The organism is Mannheimia bovis, assembly GCF_014541205.1.
GTDB classification, from domain to species: Bacteria; Pseudomonadota; Gammaproteobacteria; order Enterobacterales; family Pasteurellaceae; genus Mannheimia; species Mannheimia bovis.
Map to the genome: position 1 here is coordinate 965,373 of NZ_CP061280.1, position 16,865 is coordinate 982,237.

Here is a 16,865-nt window from a genome sequence, read left to right on the forward strand (position 1 = left end):
TATAACGAATACAATTTACAAGCGGTTAGAAAAAGCTGGTTTTTTGCAAATTTTTTCTCAGAAATGACCGCTTGTTATTTCCTTATGCAGCTACTTTCTTTATAATCTTGAGTTCTTAATTGTTCTTTAAAATCCGGTGGAAATATGAACCCAATGTTAAACATTGCTATTCGTGCTGCACGAAAAGCAGGCAATATTATTGCCAAAGGCTATGAGCAATCGCCTCAAGATACTCAAGTTTCACAAAAAAATACAAATGATTATGTAACAGAAATTGATAAAGCGTCTGAAGCCGCGATTATTGATGTGATCCGTAAATCTTATCCTGATCACTCAATCGTAACGGAAGAGTCAGGTGTATTAAACGGTAGCAATGAAAACGTGCAATGGGTGATTGATCCATTAGATGGCACAACTAACTTCGTAAAACGCTTACCGCATTTCTCTGTTTCTATCGCAATCCGTGAAAATGGTCGCACAACAGTAGGAGTGGTTTACGATCCTATCCGTAATGAGCTTTTCACAGCTGTTCGTGGTGAAGGAGCGAAATTAAACGAGTTCCGCTTACGCATTGATGCAGAACGCCGTGATTTAAAAGGCACAGTATTAGCAACAGGTTTTCCTTTTAAAGTGTTAAGACATCGTGAAGCACACTTAAATATGCTTGAAGCATTAATGAATAATGGTGTGGCTGATTTTCGTCGTACAGGTTCAGCAGCATTAGATTTAGCTTATGTAGCAGCCGGTCGTGTGGACGGTTTCTTTGAAATTGGTTTAAAACCTTGGGATTGTGCTGCGGGCGAATTAATTGCTCGTGAAGCGGGTGCGATTGTAACTAACTTTGTTGGTGGAACAGATTACTTAAAATCGGGCAACTTAGTGGTTGGTAACAGTCGTGTTGTGAAAGAAATTTTAAACAGTATTCAGCCAACTTTAACTGAAGAACTAAAAGCTTAATTTTATAACAATATCATTTGCTTATTTTGCGAATAGATTGTGGGAATAAATATAATGGAAAAGAAGTATCCTCTGTTAAGTGACATCAACTCTCCGGAAGATTTGCGTTTGCTCCCAACCGACAAACTGCAAGAGGTGGTTGATGAATTGCGAGCCTATTTACTGGAGTCTGTCAGCCGAACAAGCGGTCATTTAGCTTCCGGTTTAGGCGTGGTGGAGCTTACCGTTGCGTTACATTATGTTTATCAAACCCCGTTTGACCAGCTGATTTGGGACGTAGGGCATCAGGCTTATCCACATAAAATCTTGACAGGTCGCCGTGAGCAAATGCACACCATTCGCCAAAAAGATGGCATTCATCCCTTTCCTTGGCGAGAAGAAAGCCCTTACGATGTATTAAGTGTCGGGCATTCTTCTACTTCCATTAGTGCCGGCTTAGGTATTGCAGTTGCAGCTGAAAAAGAAGATGCCGGACGTAAAACCGTTTGTGTGATTGGTGATGGAGCAATCACTGCCGGAATGGCGTTTGAAGCGTTAAATCACGCAGGTGCATTGCATACCGATATGCTAGTGATTTTAAACGATAACGAAATGTCGATTTCAGAAAATGTGGGGGCATTAAATAATCATCTTGCCCGCATTTTCTCCGGCTCACTCTATACATCTGTTCGAGACGGCAGTAAAAAAATTCTTGATAAAGTGCCAACCATCAAAAACTTTATGAAGAAAAGTGAAGAGCATATGAAAGGCGTTATTTTCTCGCCGGAAAGCACTTTGTTTGAAGAGTTGGGCTTTAACTATATTGGTCCGATTGATGGTCATAATATTGATGAATTGGTGAAAACCTTAAGCAATATGCGAGAGCTAAAAGGTCCACAATTTTTACACGTTCGCACTAAGAAAGGGAAAGGTTATAGTCCTGCTGAAAATGATCCGATTGGCTATCACGGTGTGCCGAAATTTGATCCAACAATTAATGAGTTGCCTAAATCAAAAGCTCCGCCAACCTATTCCAATATTTTTGGCGATTGGCTATGTGAGATGGCAGAGCGTGATCCGAAAATTATCGGTATTACTCCTGCAATGCGTGAAGGTTCGGGTATGGTTGAATTTTCCAGACGTTTCCCGGAACAGTATTTTGATGTAGCAATTGCTGAACAACACGCTGTTACGTTCGGAGCTGGTTTAGCTATTGCAGGATATAAGCCTGTTGTTGCTATTTACTCAAGTTTCTTACAGCGAGCTTACGATCAGTTTATTCACGATGTGGCAATTCAAAATTTACCTGTGATTTTTGCCATTGATCGAGCAGGGATTGTCGGTGCGGACGGTCAAACTCATCAGGGGGCTTTTGACTTGAGCTTTATGCGTTGTATTCCAAATATGACCATTATGGCACCGAGCGATGAAAATGAAATGCGTCAAATGCTTTATACTGCTTATACGATGAATACTCCAACCGCTATTCGTTACCCTAGAGGAAATGCAAAAGGTGTGGAGTTGCAACCAATGCAAGCACTGGAGGTAGGAAAAGGTAGAGTAATCCGTGAAGGCAAAAAAGTTGCGATTTTAAACTTTGGGGCATTGTTAGACGAAGCCAAAATTGTAGCAGAAAAACACGATTACACGCTTGTAGATATGCGTTTCGTTAAGCCACTCGATGAAGATTTACTCCAAAAAATGGCAGGTTCGCACGATTTCTTAGTGACTTTGGAAGAAAATGCTATTCAAGGTGGTGCAGGCAGTTTTGTGAATGAATATTTGCAAAATATCGGCAAAATTAAACCGCTTGTAATGCTTGGTATTCCTGATTTCTTTGTGCCTCAAGCAACTCAGGCAGAAGCCTATGCCGAATTAGGATTAGATGCCAAAGGTATTGAAGAAAAAATTCAAAAACTCGGTTTTTAATGATAAAAATCCCCTTATTGATAAGGGGATTTTTTGATACGTGTCACATTTTTCAGAAAATATTTACCAAAAACTAACAATTCTATTTTACTTTATCCTTACTCCTCCTTACAATTACACGCCTTTTAGCTATTTTGCTAAAAATCGTCCCTATCCAATTTCAATTTATAGGATTTATACTATGTTGTGGTTCTTTTTCTGTGTAGCAGTACTTGTGCTTGGCTACTTTGTTTACGGAAAAATCATCGAAAAGATTTTCGTGATTAATCCGAAAAGACAAACGCCGGCTTACTCAATGACAGACGGCGTGGACTATATGCCAATGTCTAAAACCAAAATTTGGCTTATCCAATTATTAAACATTGCCGGTACAGGTCCTATCTTTGGTCCTATCCTTGGTGCGTTATACGGACCGGTTGCAATGTTATGGATTGTTATCGGTTGTATCTTTGCCGGTGCAGTACACGACTATTTCTGCGGTATGTTAAGTATCCGTAATGGTGGTGCAACAATGCCAAACCTTGCCGGTAAATTCTTAGGTCGTCCGGTTAAACTCTTTATTAACGTAATGGCATTAATTCTACTTTTATTAGTAGGTGTGGTATTCGTAGCAAGCCCGGCTCAATTATTAGCAACCATTACTATGGACGTTGCAGGTGCAACCCAAGGTACAATGGAGTTAGGTGATGTTGAAGCAATCAAAGCAGCTGTTGCATCAGGCGGTGTAACTGTTTGGGGGATGGATAAAGCAACCGTTATCTCTGTTTGGACTTTAATTATCTTCGGTTACTATATTTTAGCTACCTTATTACCGGTTGATAAAATCATCGGTCGTATCTACCCATTCTTTGGTGCGTTATTGCTATTTATGTCTATAGGTATGGTATATGGTTTAGTGTCTGCTCACTTAAGCGTAACTGATCCTATCGACTTCTTCCGTACAGTGAATGCTGACGGTCAAGGCTTAACATGGGAAAAATTCACTCAAAACTTCCAAGTGAAAGGTGATGTTCCAATTTGGCCATTACTATTCTTAACGATTTCTTGTGGTGCATTATCAGGCTTCCACGCAACACAAACGCCATTAATGGCACGTTGTGCACAAAATGAAAGTGAAGGTCGCTTTATTTTCTACGGTGCGATGATTACTGAAGGTGTTATTGCATTAGTATGGTGTATGGTTGGTCTTGCATTCTACGAAAGTCCACAAGCGTTACAAGATGCAATCTCTGCAGGTTCACCGTCTAAAGTGGTATATGACAGCTCATTACACTTCTTAGGCTTTATCGGTGGTATCTTTGCGGTACTAGGTGTGGTTGTATTACCAATTACTTCGGGCGATACCGCATTCCGTGCAGCACGTTTACAATTAGCAGAAATCTTTAAATTAGACCAACGCTCATTTGCAAAACGTTTATACATCGCGGTACCGTTATTCGTGATTGGTTTTATCGTATCAAAAGTGGACTTCAGCGTATTATGGCGTTACTTCACTTGGGCAAACCAAATGACTGCAATGGTAATGTTATGGACAGCTGCAGGTTACTTATATCGCTATAAGAAATTCCACTGGGTATGCTCAATCCCTGCGTGGTTCATCACAACCGTATGTGCAACTTACTTAGCCTATAACAAAATCGGCTTCGGTTTAGATTACCAATTATCGGTGTACATCGGTTTCGCGATTACAGTAGTATGTATCATCTGCTTCTTCAAATTTGTAAAACAAACTGATGAACGTGATGAAAGTGCTTATGCAGCAAGTTAATTGTTGATAAAAAAGCTAAAAATGGGGACAATTTAGTCCCCATTTTCTTTTGTTTTAATATGCGATTTTTTGATACTCATACCCACTTAGATTATCTTTCAGAAAGCCTTAATTTAAGTGTTTCTACGCTGGTAGAAAATGCCAAACAACATCAAGTGGAAAAAATATTAGTGGTTTCTGTTTTTGCAAAAAATTTTGCAAAAGTAACCGCTTGTGCGAATGAAAAACCGGAAAATATTGTTTATGGTTTAGGTTTGCACCCACTCTATATTCACCAACATCAACTTTCTGATTTAGATTTATTAGAATATCGACTAAATCAAAAAGATCCACTTTGTACTGCAATTGGTGAAATAGGCTTAGAAAAAGCCGTGAGCGAAATTTCTACTCCTGAATTATGGAAAAAACAGTGTGAGTTTTTAGAGGCACAGCTTGCCCTTGCGAAAAAATTCAATTTGCCTGTTAATCTCCATTCACGCAAAAGCCACGATCAGCTCTCGGTGTTTCTAAAAAAAGTTCAATTACCTAAAAATGGCGTGGTTCACGGTTTTGCAGGGAGTTATGAACAAGCAAAACGTTTTGTCGATCTCGGCTATAAAATGGGTGTGGGTGGCACAATTACTTATCAACGAGCGAATAAAACCCGTGAAGCAATCCGAAAATTACCGCTAGAAAGTTTGTTGCTGGAAACCGATGCTCCTGATATGCCTGTTTTTGGTTTTCAAGGGCAGCCTAATCGACCGGAACGGCTTATTATGAGTTTTAATAGCTTATGTGAATTGCGAAATGAGCAACCGGAAATTATAGCTGAAACCATTTGGCAGAATAGTGAGAGATTATTTTCTCACGCCTGATTTAATCTTCTTTGTAGGTGTTGCCAAACCTGAAAGCCGTAATTTTCATCAAAATAAGAATGAATTGCCTCTTCTCGTGCTTTTGTTTCACTATCTTCACAGCAATTTACAATTTTTTGCTGATAAATGACCGCTTGTAATTCAAAATGTACACCAGATAATAGGTAATATCCCTGTCCTAAATCACCTTCTATTATCGCTAATGAACCATCAGGATAGTAGGCTAATGGGCGATAAACTGCGTTAGTTGCCGGCTCAAAACAACAACCGCCGTGATAATAAAACGTCTTTTTTCCACCTTGTGCGAGTGTTATCTCGACCATTGCTTTACTCTTTATTCCTTCATCGTAAAGCTGCCTATTAGTAAACTTCGGCAAGCTGCCTTTTGCAACTCCATCAAATAAAGCAAGCTCTCGCTTGCCCTTTACGCTATAGTCAAGCCCTATAAAATCCAATTCAGCACAACCATAATAAGCTCCGGCACAGATACCGAGATAAGCTCCGCCTTGTTCAATAAAATGGCGAATTTTACGGTTGCCTTCTCCGTTTAATTTTTTGCAGTAAGGTAAATCTGCCCCACCGGGCATTACAAGTAAGCAGCCATCGGATAATTTGCCTTGAATAATTTGTTCCGCATTAATAAGTCGAGTTGGGCGTTGTAAATATTGTTCTACCGCTAATAGTAATGACTGAACCCCAATTTCACTGCTGCCTTCATCACAATAAATATAAGCTGGTTTTACCATTTTAAATTTGCATTTACCCCAAAAGGTGTATTCTTATATAATCCACGGTGAACATTTTTACTATATTTAAGGAGAAAAGTATGTTCACTACTCAATTAACTCAAACTAAACGTTGGCTAGAAGCCAATAGTACAATAACATTTTGGTTGAAAACCTTTATCGGTGCAACCTTACTTGCTATTTTTGCTCAAATTTCTGTACCTATGTACCCCGTGCCAATTACAGGGCAAACTCTTGCTTTAACCGTTGTTGGTTTTGCAATGGGACGTAAAGCGGCAACGGCAGCAGTATTACTTTATCTCTTTGAAGGGGCAATTGGATTACCTGTTTTTGCCGGTGGTGCTTCAGGTTTCCATCATTTCTTTGGTCCGACAGGGGGCTACTTATTGGGTTATATCCCAACTGCCTATTTCTTAGGCTATTATAGTGATAAAGGCGTATTAAATTCTTTTTGGAAGAGCTTATTTGTTGCATTAATTGCAAGTGTGATTACTTTTGCATTCGGCTTAGCACAACTTTATTTCTTTGTACCGGAAGGCACAGTATTACAAGCTGGTTTATATCCATTTATTTTAGGTGGCGTGCTTAAGGCTCTTCTCGCAAGCATCTTAGTTAGCCCAAGTTACAAATTCTTCTCTAAACTCTAATCTTTCTAAAGGCTTTGCTTAATGCAAAGCCTTTTCTATTCAACTGATTATCCTATTTTTGCTTAAAAGTGATTAAGTCGGTACAATGTTTTTAATAATAGTAAACCGATTAAGGAGAATTCATTGAATAGCACTAAATTTTACTCCCTTTATTCAGGTATCTTTTTTCTGTTTTTCGGCTATGGTTTATTTCTAAACTCAGCAGGAATTAAACTTGCTGAAATGGGGGTAACGGATATTATCATCGGTTTACTTAATGCGGCTTTCTTTATTGGAGCTGCATTAAGCACCATTTTTGCTCACCGTATTGTTTCGAGTGTCGGGCATATCCGATCATTTAGTGTATTTTGTGCTGTTTTTGCTATTGCTGCTCTTAGTCATATGATGGTGGATAATTTATGGATCTGGGGCGTATTACGCATTATTTTAGGCTTCTGCCATTACAGTTTGTTGCTTTTAGTGGAAAGTTGGTTGAGCGAAAAAACCAATGTTGATACCAGAGGCAAAGTGCTTGCTACTTATAATATTATTTTCTACCTAGCCTTTATTTTGGGGGTGAGTTTATTAAGTTTAGAACTCAGTAGCCGAAACATTTTTACCTTATCGACCATTTTAGTAGTGATGTCGATGATCCCCATCGCTTTAACTAAAATGGTTCAGCCTGATATTCCAGCTCGTGAACGTATTAGCATTCCTAAACTATTTGCGATCTCACCGTTAGCCTTAGCAACCAGCTTTATTAGTGGAATGTTAGTAAATGGCTTTTTCACAATGGTGTCGGTATTTCTGCTGAAATTTAGCTTTTCACTAAGCGAAATTTCGCTTTATTTGATGATCTCGATGATTGGCGGTTTTATCAGCCAAATGCCGATGGCGATGTTATCGAATCGCATTGGCAGACGTAATGCTATTTTAGCTTGTGCAGTGGTCGGTACTCTTACCGCACTTGCCGGACTATTTGCAATTTTTCAAGAAAATTTGACCGCTTGGATACAATACAGTATAGCCTTTTTATTTGGCTGTAGCCTATTTAGTTTATATGCGTTGAGTATCGCCCGAGCTAACGATGAATTGCCGAATAATATGAATACCGTTGAAGTTAGCAGAGGCTTGCTATTTTGCTATGGTTTAGGGGCATTGGTTGCTCCACCGCTTATCGGTTTTGCGATGAGCCTGTCTGCTGAGTACGGTTTTTATGCACTCTTTGGTCTGTTTTCACTGATTTTATTCATTTGTGCTGTCGGAACTAAACCTGTTCCGAAAGCGGAGCGTGCAGAGATGCAATACGTCACCCCTATTGCCACCGCAAGCCCGATTGAAGAAATTGAATTAGTTGAGGAAGAACTTATTCCATTTGATGAAGAGGTAGTGCAAGAATACCAAGCTCAGCTTGAAACATTTGAAGAAGAGCAGCAAACAGAAAACGAAAATATTGAGCTGGATGAAGAAAAATCTCAGGATAGTTTAATGAATAGCGAAAACAGTAAGGTTTAATTTTCCGTTGTTTTATGCTAAAATTTCCGTGCTTTTATTCCCCACTTGTAAGGGAAATAATAAGCAAATTGCAAAATTTTAATCAAAAAAGACCGCTTGTAAGCGGTTTTTTCATTCTCAAACTCAACAAGTAATCTCTCGTATGGATTACCACTGTAAGGATTTATTATGCCAATTATTACTTTACCGGACGGTTCACAACGTTCATTTGACAACCCTGTTTCCGTGATGGAAGTTGCCCAATCTATCGGTGCAGGTTTAGCGAAAGCAACCATTGCAGGGCGTGTAAACGGCGAACGCCGTGATGCGTGCGATATTATCAGCCAAGATAGCACTCTTGAAATCATCACCGCTAAGGATGAAGATGGTTTAGAGATCATTCGCCACTCAACGGCTCACTTATTAGGGCACGCAATCAAACAATTATTCCCTGATGTCAAAATGGCTATCGGTCCGACCATCGAAAACGGTTTCTACTATGATGTGGATTTAGATCGTTCTTTAACTCAAGAAGATTTAGATGTAATTGAAAAACGTATGTTGGAATTAGCGAAAACCAACTACGATGTGGTAAAACGCCCGGTAACGTGGCAAGAAGCTCGTGATACGTTTGAAAAACGTGGCGAGCCGTACAAAATGGCGATCTTAGATGAAAACATCGAGCGTACAGCAACCCCAGCGTTATACCACCACGAAGAATATACCGATATGTGTCGTGGTCCACACGTACCAAATATGCGTTTCTGCCAACACTTCAAACTGCAAAAAGTTGCAGGTGCTTACTGGCGTGGCGATAGCAAAAACAAAATGTTGCAACGTATTTACGGCACGGCTTGGGCAGATAAAAAACAATTGAGTGAATATTTAACTCGTTTAGAAGAAGCGGCAAAACGCGACCATCGCCGTATTGGTAAAGCATTAGATTTATATCATATGCAAGAAGAAGCACCGGGTATGGTGTTCTGGCACAATGACGGCTGGACAATTTTCCGTGAATTAGAAACTTTCGTACGTACCAAATTAAAAGAGTACGATTACCAAGAAGTAAAAGGTCCATTTATGATGGACAGAGTGCTTTGGGAGAAAACAGGGCACTGGCAAAACTACGCGGATTTAATGTTCACCACGCAATCTGAAAACCGTGAATATGCAATTAAGCCGATGAACTGCCCGGGGCACGTTCAGATTTTCAATCAAGGTTTGAAATCTTACCGTGATTTACCAATCCGTATGGCGGAATTCGGTTCCTGCCACCGTAACGAGCCGTCAGGTTCATTACACGGTTTAATGCGTGTACGTGGCTTTACCCAAGATGATGCTCATATTTTCTGTACGGAAGAACAAATTGAGCCTGAAGTAACCAGTTGTATCAAAATGGTTTACGACATTTACAGCACCTTTGGCTTTACCAATATTGCGGTAAAACTTTCAACCCGTCCGGAAAACCGTATTGGTGATGATGCAATGTGGGACAGAGCGGAAGCAGGCTTAGCTAACGCACTTCGTAATAACGGTCTTGAATACCAAATTCAAGAAGGTGAAGGGGCATTCTACGGTCCGAAAATCGAGTTCGCGTTGCGTGACTGCTTAGGTCGTGAATGGCAGTGTGGTACAGTGCAGCTAGACTTCGCTCTACCGGGTCGTTTAGAAGCCTCTTATGTGGCAGAAGATAATGGTCGCCGTACACCGGTGATGATCCACCGTGCGATTTTGGGTTCTATTGAGCGTTTCATCGGTATCATTACCGAAGAGTACGCAGGCTTCTTCCCAACTTGGTTAGCTCCTGTGCAAGCGGTAGTAATGAACATCACCGACAGCCAAGCTGACTATGTTCAACAAGTAGTGAGAACCTTAAGCGATGCAGGTATTCGTGTGAAAGCTGACCTTCGTAATGAAAAAGTCGGTTTCAAAGTGCGTGAACACACTCTACGCCGTGTGCCGTATATGCTCGTGTGCGGCGACAAAGAAATCGCTGAAGGAAAAGTTTCAGTGCGTACCCGTAAAGGTGCAGATTTAGGTACTTATGCAGTGACTGAATTAGTTGAAATTCTGAAAAACCAAATCAAAGCTCGTGAGTTAGCTTTATTAGGCGAAACACAAGAGTAAGCTAATACGAAAAGCTAGCGTTAAATATGATACACCCTCAAAGCTTATTACGTTTGAGGGTGTTCTTTTATTGTTTACGAATGTTGTTGATATCTCTTAACAATTGTTGAATGTCTTTATTTGCAAAAATCTGTTCAGTGGTTGCAGATAATTTTCTTCGCCAGTTTGGATATTCCGTGCTTGTTCCCGGAATGTTCACCGGCTCTAACATATTCAACCAATCTTCAGGTTGTGTACCGAATAATGCACTATTGGTATGAGCCACATAGCGTTGCAGTTGGTGGGTAAATTTTACTGTTACTCCAACCTCATTTGGCTCGAGTTCCATTACCTTTTCCACCGCTGTGCGGATATTCAATCGGTCATAAGAGCGATTTTCTTTCAGCTGTCTCACTACCGCTTTACTTGGGTAAGTATCAAATTTTTCGCCTAACTCAAAGTCATACCCTTTCCAATAACCTTGAATGGTCGGTAAATCGTGTGTACTGAGCGTTGTCATTGCTTGGTAAGGGTAATCCTCCAGAGGCTTATAGCTATTTCCTTCTTTTTCAAAATAGAAAATGTTATAAGCAAAAATACCTTTTTGCTCAAGAGCCTCTAAAATACCTTCCGGTACAACACCAAGTGCTTCGGCAATCACTAAACATTGATGACGCTGGCTCTCAACGCCAAAATGGAAAGCAGATCGTCTAACGGATAGCGAACATAAATCCCTTCTTTAGCTGATTCACCATTTGCTACCCACCACATACGGGCAAAACCAAGAATATGGTCAATACGTAATGCTCCGCAATGTTTCATATTGGCTCGCACTAACTCAATGAAAGGTTGATAGCCCCGTGTTGCTAAAATATGTGGATGCATTGGCGAAAGCCCCCAGCCCTGTCCATTTGGGGCAAGTATGTCAGGTGGTGCTCCGATAGAAGCTTCTTGCACAAATAATGCCTTATCTGCCCAAGTTTCCGCTCCATTATTGGTTACGCCCACCGCTAAATCACGGTAGAACCCAATCGGCATATTTAATGATTTGGCAAAATTATCGCATTCTACAAGTTGCTGAATAGCAGTAAATTGCAACCACATATAAAAACGGATAAGTTGGGCTTGAGTTTGCTGAAATTCTGCAACCTTAGGCGATTGGTAATTTTGATATTCTTCTGCCCAATCCTGCCAACCACCGTGCAGACCAAGCTGCTCAGAAAAGTGTTGGTGCAAAGCATCAAAGGTTGCTTGAATTTTTAAAGATTCTCCCGATTGTTCAATAAAATCGTTAAATTCAGCTTGGTTTTCGGTTGAGAATTGCTCAAAGGCAAAACGTAATGCGGTTAATTTCAGTTTGGTTACTGTGCTGTAATCCACATAATCTCTAGCCCTTAATTCAGCAAGTTGTTGCTGAATATCTGTAGCGTTAAACCATTCTTGAGCTTTTTTAGATTGCTTAAATGCCTCAATCGTATTGACATCAATATAGATAATATTTTGCCATAAACGAGAAGAAGGACTATAAGGGCTTGCTCCTTCCGGATTTGCAGGAAATAAAGCGTGAATAGGGTTTAGACCGATAAAATCCGCACCATAATCAGCAATGTTTGCAAGAAATCGTTTTAAATCGCCAAAATCACCCACGCCCCAATTTTGCTCAGAACGTAAAGTGTAAAGCTGTAAAAATGCTCCCCATAATTTTTTATGTTGTTGCAATAGGGTAGGCTGAAAGGCTTTTTCAGGTGTAACAATTAGAGAAGAGCTTTCCTCTGTCTCTCCTGTTTTAAGGGAAAGAGTGTGATAGCCCAAAGGGAGATCTTCTGGCAAAGTTAAAACTACCTCTTCACTATGCTCAATTTCACCTGTTAATTGTTCGCCATTTTCAAGTGTGATTGTCCATTGTGCTTTATCGTTATTTGCAAAAAAAAGCGGAATTTCGACCGCTTGTTCCCCCGCCGTTTGTTGAGTAATCACTTTTACAAGCGGTAGGATTTGGTTATTTTTTTGCAAGTCAGGAATATTGTTTAGAATTTGCTCAATTTTTTCAAATGCGGCAGGGTTAGCCCGCTCCTTAATATTAGGATCGTAAAAGTAAGGGTTGGTTGTAGTTGTCATAATTTCCTCAGTTTTTATTATTTAGCTTATAAAATAGACTGTAATAATAATCACAAAAATAAAGGCATACAATATTTGGTATGCCTTTATTAACTATATCATTTGAGATTATTTGCTTTGTTCTCTAGCCACTGCTCGGTAGCCAATATCACGTCGGTAGAATCTGCCTACCCATTGGATTTGTTCGGCAAGTTTTAATGCTTGTTGTTGAGCCTCAAATACGCTATTGCCAAGGGCAGTAGCACATAGTACACGTCCACCGTTGGTGAGTAATTTACCCTCTTTTTGTTCCACACCGGCAAGGAAAACTTTTTGGTTTGCAGTTGCGGTAGGAATGCCGGTGATTTCATCGCCTTTGCGGTAATCGCCAGGGTAGCCTTCAGCGGCAAGCACGATACCAAGAGCGGCTTGTTCGCACCATTTTGATTTGATGGTATCTAATTTTTCTTCACAGGCTTTTAAGCAAAGTTCGACTAAGTCTGATTCCAAACGCATCATAATCGGCTGAGTTTCAGGGTCGCCAAAGCGGCAGTTAAATTCAATTACTTTAGGCTGACCGTTTGGCATAATCATCAAACCTGCGTATAAAAAGCCGGTGTATGGATTGTTTTCACTCGCCATTCCACGCACTGTTGGGTAGATAATTTCTTCCATTACACGGTTGTGAATTTCAGCGGTTACCACCGGTGCTGGAGAGTAAGCTCCCATTCCGCCGGTGTTTAAACCTTTATCGCCTTCGCCTACACGTTTGTGGTCTTGCGAGGTTGCCATCGGCTCCACATTTTTGCCATCAACCATCACGATAAAGCTCGCTTCTTCGCCGTCTAAAAACTCTTCGATTACCACACGGCTGCCGGCTTCGCCAAAGGCATTACCTGAAAGCATATCACGCACGGCATCTTCGGCTTCTTGTAGGGTCATCGCGACAATCACGCCTTTGCCTGCAGCTAAGCCATCAGCTTTGATCACAATCGGAGCCCCTTTTTCTTTTAAATAGGCAAGAGCAGGTTCAACTTCAGTAAAGTTTTGATATTCCGCAGTAGGGATATTATGGCGAGCCAAGAAATCTTTGGTAAAGGCTTTCGAGCCTTCTAACTGAGCCGCTGCTTGGGTTGGGCCGAAAATTTTCAAGCCGTTGGCTCGGAAAGCATCTACCACGCCAGCCACAAGCGGGGCTTCCGGCCCGACAATGGTTAAACCTACGTTGTTCTCTTTTGCAAACGCAACTAACGCCGGTAAATTTGTGCCTGAAATCGCCACATTCTCAATACCGTTTTCCGTTGCTGTACCGGCATTGCCCGGTGCGACAAATACTTTATCCGCTAGGGGAGATTGACGCACTTTCCAAGCTAATGCGTGTTCACGACCACCATTTCCAATAATTAAAATATTCATTTGAATTCCTTATGTGTAACCAAAGCAAACGTTTGCGTATTCTACTTTATTTAGGCTGACAAATAAACCTCAAAACAAGCGGTTATTTTTCCTAAAAATTTTGCAAATTTGCGAATTATTGCTTGCAAAATAGTCTTTTTTCCGTATAATTCCGCCGTTCAGTCACATTTGTTTTTTAATCCTTGCTTCCACAAGCTGGTGACTGGCTAAAGTTGGAGGCTGCTAACCCGTAAGGATAGTCATCAATGCGTCACTACGAAATCGTTTTTATGGTTCACCCGGACCAAAGCGAACAAGTACCAGCAATGATTGAGCGTTACACAGCATCTGTTAAAGAAGCTGGCGGTCAAGTTCATCGCTTAGAAGATTGGGGTCGCCGTCAATTAGCATACCCAATCAACAAACTTCACAAAGCACACTATGTGTTAATGAATGTAGAAGCGCCACAAAGCGTAATCGATGAGTTAGAAACTAACTTCCGCTACAACGATGCAGTTCTTCGTAACTTAATCGTTCACACTAAAGCGGCTGTAACAGAAGCTTCTCCGATGTTAAAAGCACGTGAAGAGCGTAAGCCTGTTGAAGCAGCAGAAGTTGAAGTAGAAGAAGCAGGCGAATAATTTGTCTGTTGAAAATTGTTTAATACTAACTGGCAGCGTTGCCACGTTGATTAAACAAAGCCTAAGTCCTCTTGGCATACCGCATTACAGTTTTTGGTTAGAACATCGTTCAACACAAACTGAGGTAAATTTAGAACGTCAAGCGTGGTGCAAAATCCAAGTGATTTTGAGTGGCAATCAATTTAGTTATTTAACCCAACAAATCAGGCTCGGTGCCAATGTGCGAGTGAGAGGTTTTATCCACACCCACAAAGACTTTAACGGTTTAAATCAGTTAGTCTTACACACCGAACAAATTGAATTTATAGATCAGGAGAAGCCAAATGGCACGTTATTTCCGTCGTCGTAAGTTCTGCCGTTTCACAGCGGAAAATGTTGTTGAAATCGATTACAAAGATATCGCTACATTAAAGAACTACATTTCTGAAAGCGGCAAGATTGTTCCTAGCCGTATTACTGGTACTCGTGCGAAGTATCAACGTCAATTAGCTCGTGCGATCAAACGCGCTCGCTACCTTGCGTTACTTCCATATACTGATAACCACCAATAATCAGGAGAGAGTACAATGCAAGTTATTTTATTAGACAAAGTTGCTCATTTAGGTTCTGTGGGCGACCAAGTAACCGTTAAATCTGGTTTTGCTCGTAACTTCTTAATCCCACAAGGTAAAGCGGTTATGGCAACTGCAGCAAACATTGCTCACTTTGAAGCACGCCGTGCAGAATTAGAAGCGAAAGCAGCGGATGCATTAGCAACTGCACAAGCTCGCGCAGCTAAAATTGCTGAAATCGCAGCTGTATCAGTATCTGCAACAGCAGGTGATGATGGTCGTTTATTCGGTTCTGTTTCTGCTAAAGACATCGCTGAAGCATTAACAGCAGCAGGCGTTGAAGTAGCTAAATCTGAAGTTCGTTTAGGTGAAGGCCCACTTCGTACAACTGGCGAACACGAAGTTAAAGTTCACTTACACGCTGAAGTAAATGCAAAAGTAACTGTAAACGTAGTTGCTGAATAATCAGTAAAGATGTTAAAAAACCCAGCGTAAGCTGGGTTTTGTTTTTTTATATAGCAACTAATGCAGTTTTTCTACTTCTTCTGTGGCAGATTTTATCCACAAACAATTTCCTTTTGATTTCTTTTCAATTAGCTTTAATAATGCTAAATGCGATTCTTCTTCTTCATCGTTGGCTCTGAGAATAATAGCATCATCTGCATTTAGTGTAATGGCTGAAAATTCTTCTTCATTATCGACAATAGCTGATGTAGTTTCTACTTCTTCTTCGCCTAATAGTGAAATTTGCCCGCCGGTCATCATTAAGAAAACATCGGCGAGAATTTCCGCATCCAGTAACGCTCCGTGCAATATACGTTTACTGTTATCAATGCCTAAACGATCACATAACGCATCTAAATTATTGCGTTTGCCTGGGTACATTTTCCGAGCCATTTGTAGGCTATCGGTTACAGTACACATTTCAGCTGTTTTCGCCGGAGGATTAGGCAGATAAGAAAATTCCTGATCCATAAACGCCACGTCGAAGGGGGCATTATGAATAATCAGCTCAGCTCCTTTGATGAAATCTAAAAACTCATCGGCGATGTCAGCAAAAACAGGTTTATCCTGCAAAAATTCATTGGTAATTCCGTGAACTGCAATCGCTTCTTCATCAACTTCACGCGGTGGTTTGATATAAACGTGATAAGTTCGCCCGGTTAAACGGCGGTTAATTACTTCAACTGCTCCTATTTCAATAATATTATGTCCGATTTGCGGAGGTCCACCTGCCATATTCATTCCTGTGGTCTCGGTATCCAGAACCACTTGGCGAACAATTTTTTCTTCTGCCATACTTTTCCTTTCTATAATTTGATCTTGTAAAATTTTACCAAAATTGAACCGCTTGTAGAGAAATTTTTGTTCTAAGTCTTAAAAATAGATTGAATGCATAAAAACCATACATTAAGTATGGTTAAATTGCTTTTGTTAAAAGATGCTTTTTAATATAATACAAAAGCTTTAATTTAAAGGAGACAAAATTATGAAAAAAGCAATGAAGATTTTTGCAGTAGTGTCTGTTGTTGCAACATTAGCCGCTTGTACAGGTGTGCGTGGACACGACGGTTCAGGTCCTGTATGTGAAAATGCGACCTTTATGGGCATTTCTATTATTGAAGCGGTTTCTCCGTGTAAAAAATAAATTCTATTTTTATACATAGAGATATGAAAAAGCTCAAATCTGATGACAGATTTGAGCTTTTTTAGTTTATTACG

General features: G+C 40.4%; 15 protein-coding genes and 1 pseudogene. 12 read left to right on the plus strand and 4 right to left on the minus strand.

Going from position 1 to position 16,865, the window contains the following annotated elements; translation table 11 throughout:
* The first annotated feature begins 144 nt into the window (after positions 1 to 144).
* The 4 genes from suhB to ICJ55_RS04955 all read left to right on the plus strand — a co-directional run bounded on the left by suhB (position 145) and on the right by ICJ55_RS04955 (position 5,487).
* Positions 145 to 957: an inositol-1-monophosphatase gene (suhB, locus tag ICJ55_RS04940; protein WP_188157570.1), complete on the plus strand. Its 813-nt coding sequence runs from the start codon at positions 145 to 147 to the stop codon at positions 955 to 957.
* Between the two features lie 54 nt (positions 958 to 1,011).
* Positions 1,012 to 2,865 (plus strand): 1-deoxy-D-xylulose-5-phosphate synthase, encoded by a 1,854-nt coding sequence (gene dxs / locus ICJ55_RS04945; protein ID WP_188157571.1) that lies wholly within the window; start codon positions 1,012 to 1,014, stop codon positions 2,863 to 2,865.
* 181 nt (positions 2,866 to 3,046) lie between these two features.
* Entirely contained in the window at positions 3,047 to 4,633 is a 1,587-nt protein-coding gene (locus tag ICJ55_RS04950) for a carbon starvation CstA family protein (protein WP_188157572.1), read from the plus strand.
* Positions 4,634 to 4,692: 59 nt separating this feature from the next.
* A complete protein-coding gene (locus ICJ55_RS04955; RefSeq protein WP_188157573.1) occupies positions 4,693 to 5,487 on the plus strand; it encodes a TatD family hydrolase in 795 nt (264 codons plus the stop codon).
* On the opposite strand, the gene ICJ55_RS04960 is transcribed toward ICJ55_RS04955, so the two are convergent.
* On the minus strand, positions 5,478 to 6,233 hold the full coding sequence (locus ICJ55_RS04960) for a BPL-N domain-containing protein (RefSeq protein WP_188157574.1): 756 nt from the start codon (positions 6,231 to 6,233) through the stop codon (positions 5,478 to 5,480). The two genes, ICJ55_RS04955 and ICJ55_RS04960, sit on opposite strands and share 10 nt — an antisense overlap.
* An 80-nt stretch (positions 6,234 to 6,313) precedes the next feature.
* Between ICJ55_RS04960 and ICJ55_RS04965 the strand changes: the two genes are divergently transcribed.
* The 3 genes from ICJ55_RS04965 to thrS all read left to right on the plus strand — a co-directional run bounded on the left by ICJ55_RS04965 (position 6,314) and on the right by thrS (position 10,480).
* The gene (locus ICJ55_RS04965) at positions 6,314 to 6,880 is read left to right on the plus strand and encodes a biotin transporter BioY (RefSeq protein ID WP_188157575.1); all 567 of its coding nucleotides are present in this window, start codon (positions 6,314 to 6,316) and stop codon (positions 6,878 to 6,880) included.
* A 123-nt stretch (positions 6,881 to 7,003) separates the two neighbouring features.
* Complete coding sequence (locus tag ICJ55_RS04970) at positions 7,004 to 8,374, plus strand: MFS transporter (RefSeq protein WP_188157576.1); 1,371 nt, start codon at positions 7,004 to 7,006, stop codon at positions 8,372 to 8,374.
* Positions 8,375 to 8,542: 168 nt separating this feature from the next.
* Positions 8,543 to 10,480 carry a threonine--tRNA ligase gene (thrS, locus tag ICJ55_RS04975; protein WP_188157577.1) on the plus strand — a complete coding sequence of 646 codons (1,938 nt, stop codon included), beginning with the start codon at positions 8,543 to 8,545 and terminating at the stop codon, positions 10,478 to 10,480.
* Between the two features lie 67 nt (positions 10,481 to 10,547).
* Here the strand turns inward: thrS and malQ are convergent.
* A pseudogene (gene malQ, locus ICJ55_RS04980) lies at positions 10,548 to 12,577 on the minus strand (4-alpha-glucanotransferase).
* A 108-nt stretch (positions 12,578 to 12,685) separates the two neighbouring features.
* Positions 12,686 to 13,972 carry a phosphoribosylamine--glycine ligase gene (gene purD, locus ICJ55_RS04985; protein ID WP_188157578.1) on the minus strand — a complete coding sequence of 429 codons (1,287 nt, stop codon included), beginning with the start codon at positions 13,970 to 13,972 and terminating at the stop codon, positions 12,686 to 12,688.
* 245 nt (positions 13,973 to 14,217) lie between these two features.
* Between purD and rpsF the strand changes: the two genes are divergently transcribed.
* The 4 genes from rpsF to rplI are packed head-to-tail and all read left to right on the plus strand — an operon-like array spanning position 14,218 to position 15,608.
* On the plus strand, positions 14,218 to 14,592 hold the full coding sequence (gene rpsF / locus ICJ55_RS04990; protein WP_025236533.1) for a 30S ribosomal protein S6: 375 nt from the start codon (positions 14,218 to 14,220) through the stop codon (positions 14,590 to 14,592).
* 1 nt (position 14,593) lies between these two features.
* On the plus strand, positions 14,594 to 14,941 hold the full coding sequence (priB, locus tag ICJ55_RS04995; protein WP_138317550.1) for a primosomal replication protein N: 348 nt from the start codon (positions 14,594 to 14,596) through the stop codon (positions 14,939 to 14,941).
* A complete protein-coding gene (gene rpsR, locus ICJ55_RS05000; RefSeq protein WP_005598105.1) occupies positions 14,916 to 15,143 on the plus strand; it encodes a 30S ribosomal protein S18 in 228 nt (75 codons plus the stop codon). Before priB ends, rpsR begins: the two co-directional genes overlap by 26 nt.
* Before the next feature lie 15 nt (positions 15,144 to 15,158).
* The gene (gene rplI, locus ICJ55_RS05005; RefSeq protein WP_188157579.1) at positions 15,159 to 15,608 is read left to right on the plus strand and encodes a 50S ribosomal protein L9; all 450 of its coding nucleotides are present in this window, start codon (positions 15,159 to 15,161) and stop codon (positions 15,606 to 15,608) included.
* Between the two features lie 57 nt (positions 15,609 to 15,665).
* Here the strand turns inward: rplI and dnaQ are convergent, their stop codons facing one another.
* The gene (gene dnaQ / locus ICJ55_RS05010) at positions 15,666 to 16,442 is read right to left on the minus strand and encodes a DNA polymerase III subunit epsilon (protein ID WP_188157580.1); all 777 of its coding nucleotides are present in this window, start codon (positions 16,440 to 16,442) and stop codon (positions 15,666 to 15,668) included.
* Between the two features lie 190 nt (positions 16,443 to 16,632).
* Between dnaQ and ICJ55_RS05015 the strand changes: the two genes are divergently transcribed.
* A complete protein-coding gene (locus tag ICJ55_RS05015) occupies positions 16,633 to 16,791 on the plus strand; it encodes a hypothetical protein (protein WP_188157581.1) in 159 nt (52 codons plus the stop codon).
* Positions 16,792 to 16,865 lie beyond the last annotated feature (74 nt).

Bases quoted from the DNA above. Each gene is read 5' to 3' on its own strand.
- suhB (WP_188157570.1), top strand. From the start codon at position 145: ATGAACCCAATGTTAAACATTGCTATTCGTGCTGCACGAAAAGCAGGC.
- dxs (WP_188157571.1), top strand. From the start codon at position 1,012: ATGGAAAAGAAGTATCCTCTGTTAAGTGACATCAACTCTCCGGAAGAT.
- ICJ55_RS04950 (WP_188157572.1), top strand. From the start codon at position 3,047: ATGTTGTGGTTCTTTTTCTGTGTAGCAGTACTTGTGCTTGGCTACTTT.
- ICJ55_RS04955 (WP_188157573.1), top strand. From the start codon at position 4,693: ATGCGATTTTTTGATACTCATACCCACTTAGATTATCTTTCAGAAAGC.
- ICJ55_RS04960 (WP_188157574.1), bottom strand. From the start codon at position 6,233: ATGGTAAAACCAGCTTATATTTATTGTGATGAAGGCAGCAGTGAAATT.
- ICJ55_RS04965 (WP_188157575.1), top strand. From the start codon at position 6,314: ATGTTCACTACTCAATTAACTCAAACTAAACGTTGGCTAGAAGCCAAT.
- thrS (WP_188157577.1), top strand. From the start codon at position 8,543: ATGCCAATTATTACTTTACCGGACGGTTCACAACGTTCATTTGACAAC.
- purD (WP_188157578.1), bottom strand. From the start codon at position 13,972: ATGAATATTTTAATTATTGGAAATGGTGGTCGTGAACACGCATTAGCT.
- rpsF (WP_025236533.1), top strand. From the start codon at position 14,218: ATGCGTCACTACGAAATCGTTTTTATGGTTCACCCGGACCAAAGCGAA.
- rpsR (WP_005598105.1), top strand. From the start codon at position 14,916: ATGGCACGTTATTTCCGTCGTCGTAAGTTCTGCCGTTTCACAGCGGAA.
- rplI (WP_188157579.1), top strand. From the start codon at position 15,159: ATGCAAGTTATTTTATTAGACAAAGTTGCTCATTTAGGTTCTGTGGGC.
- dnaQ (WP_188157580.1), bottom strand. From the start codon at position 16,442: ATGGCAGAAGAAAAAATTGTTCGCCAAGTGGTTCTGGATACCGAGACC.
- ICJ55_RS05015 (WP_188157581.1), top strand. From the start codon at position 16,633: ATGAAAAAAGCAATGAAGATTTTTGCAGTAGTGTCTGTTGTTGCAACA.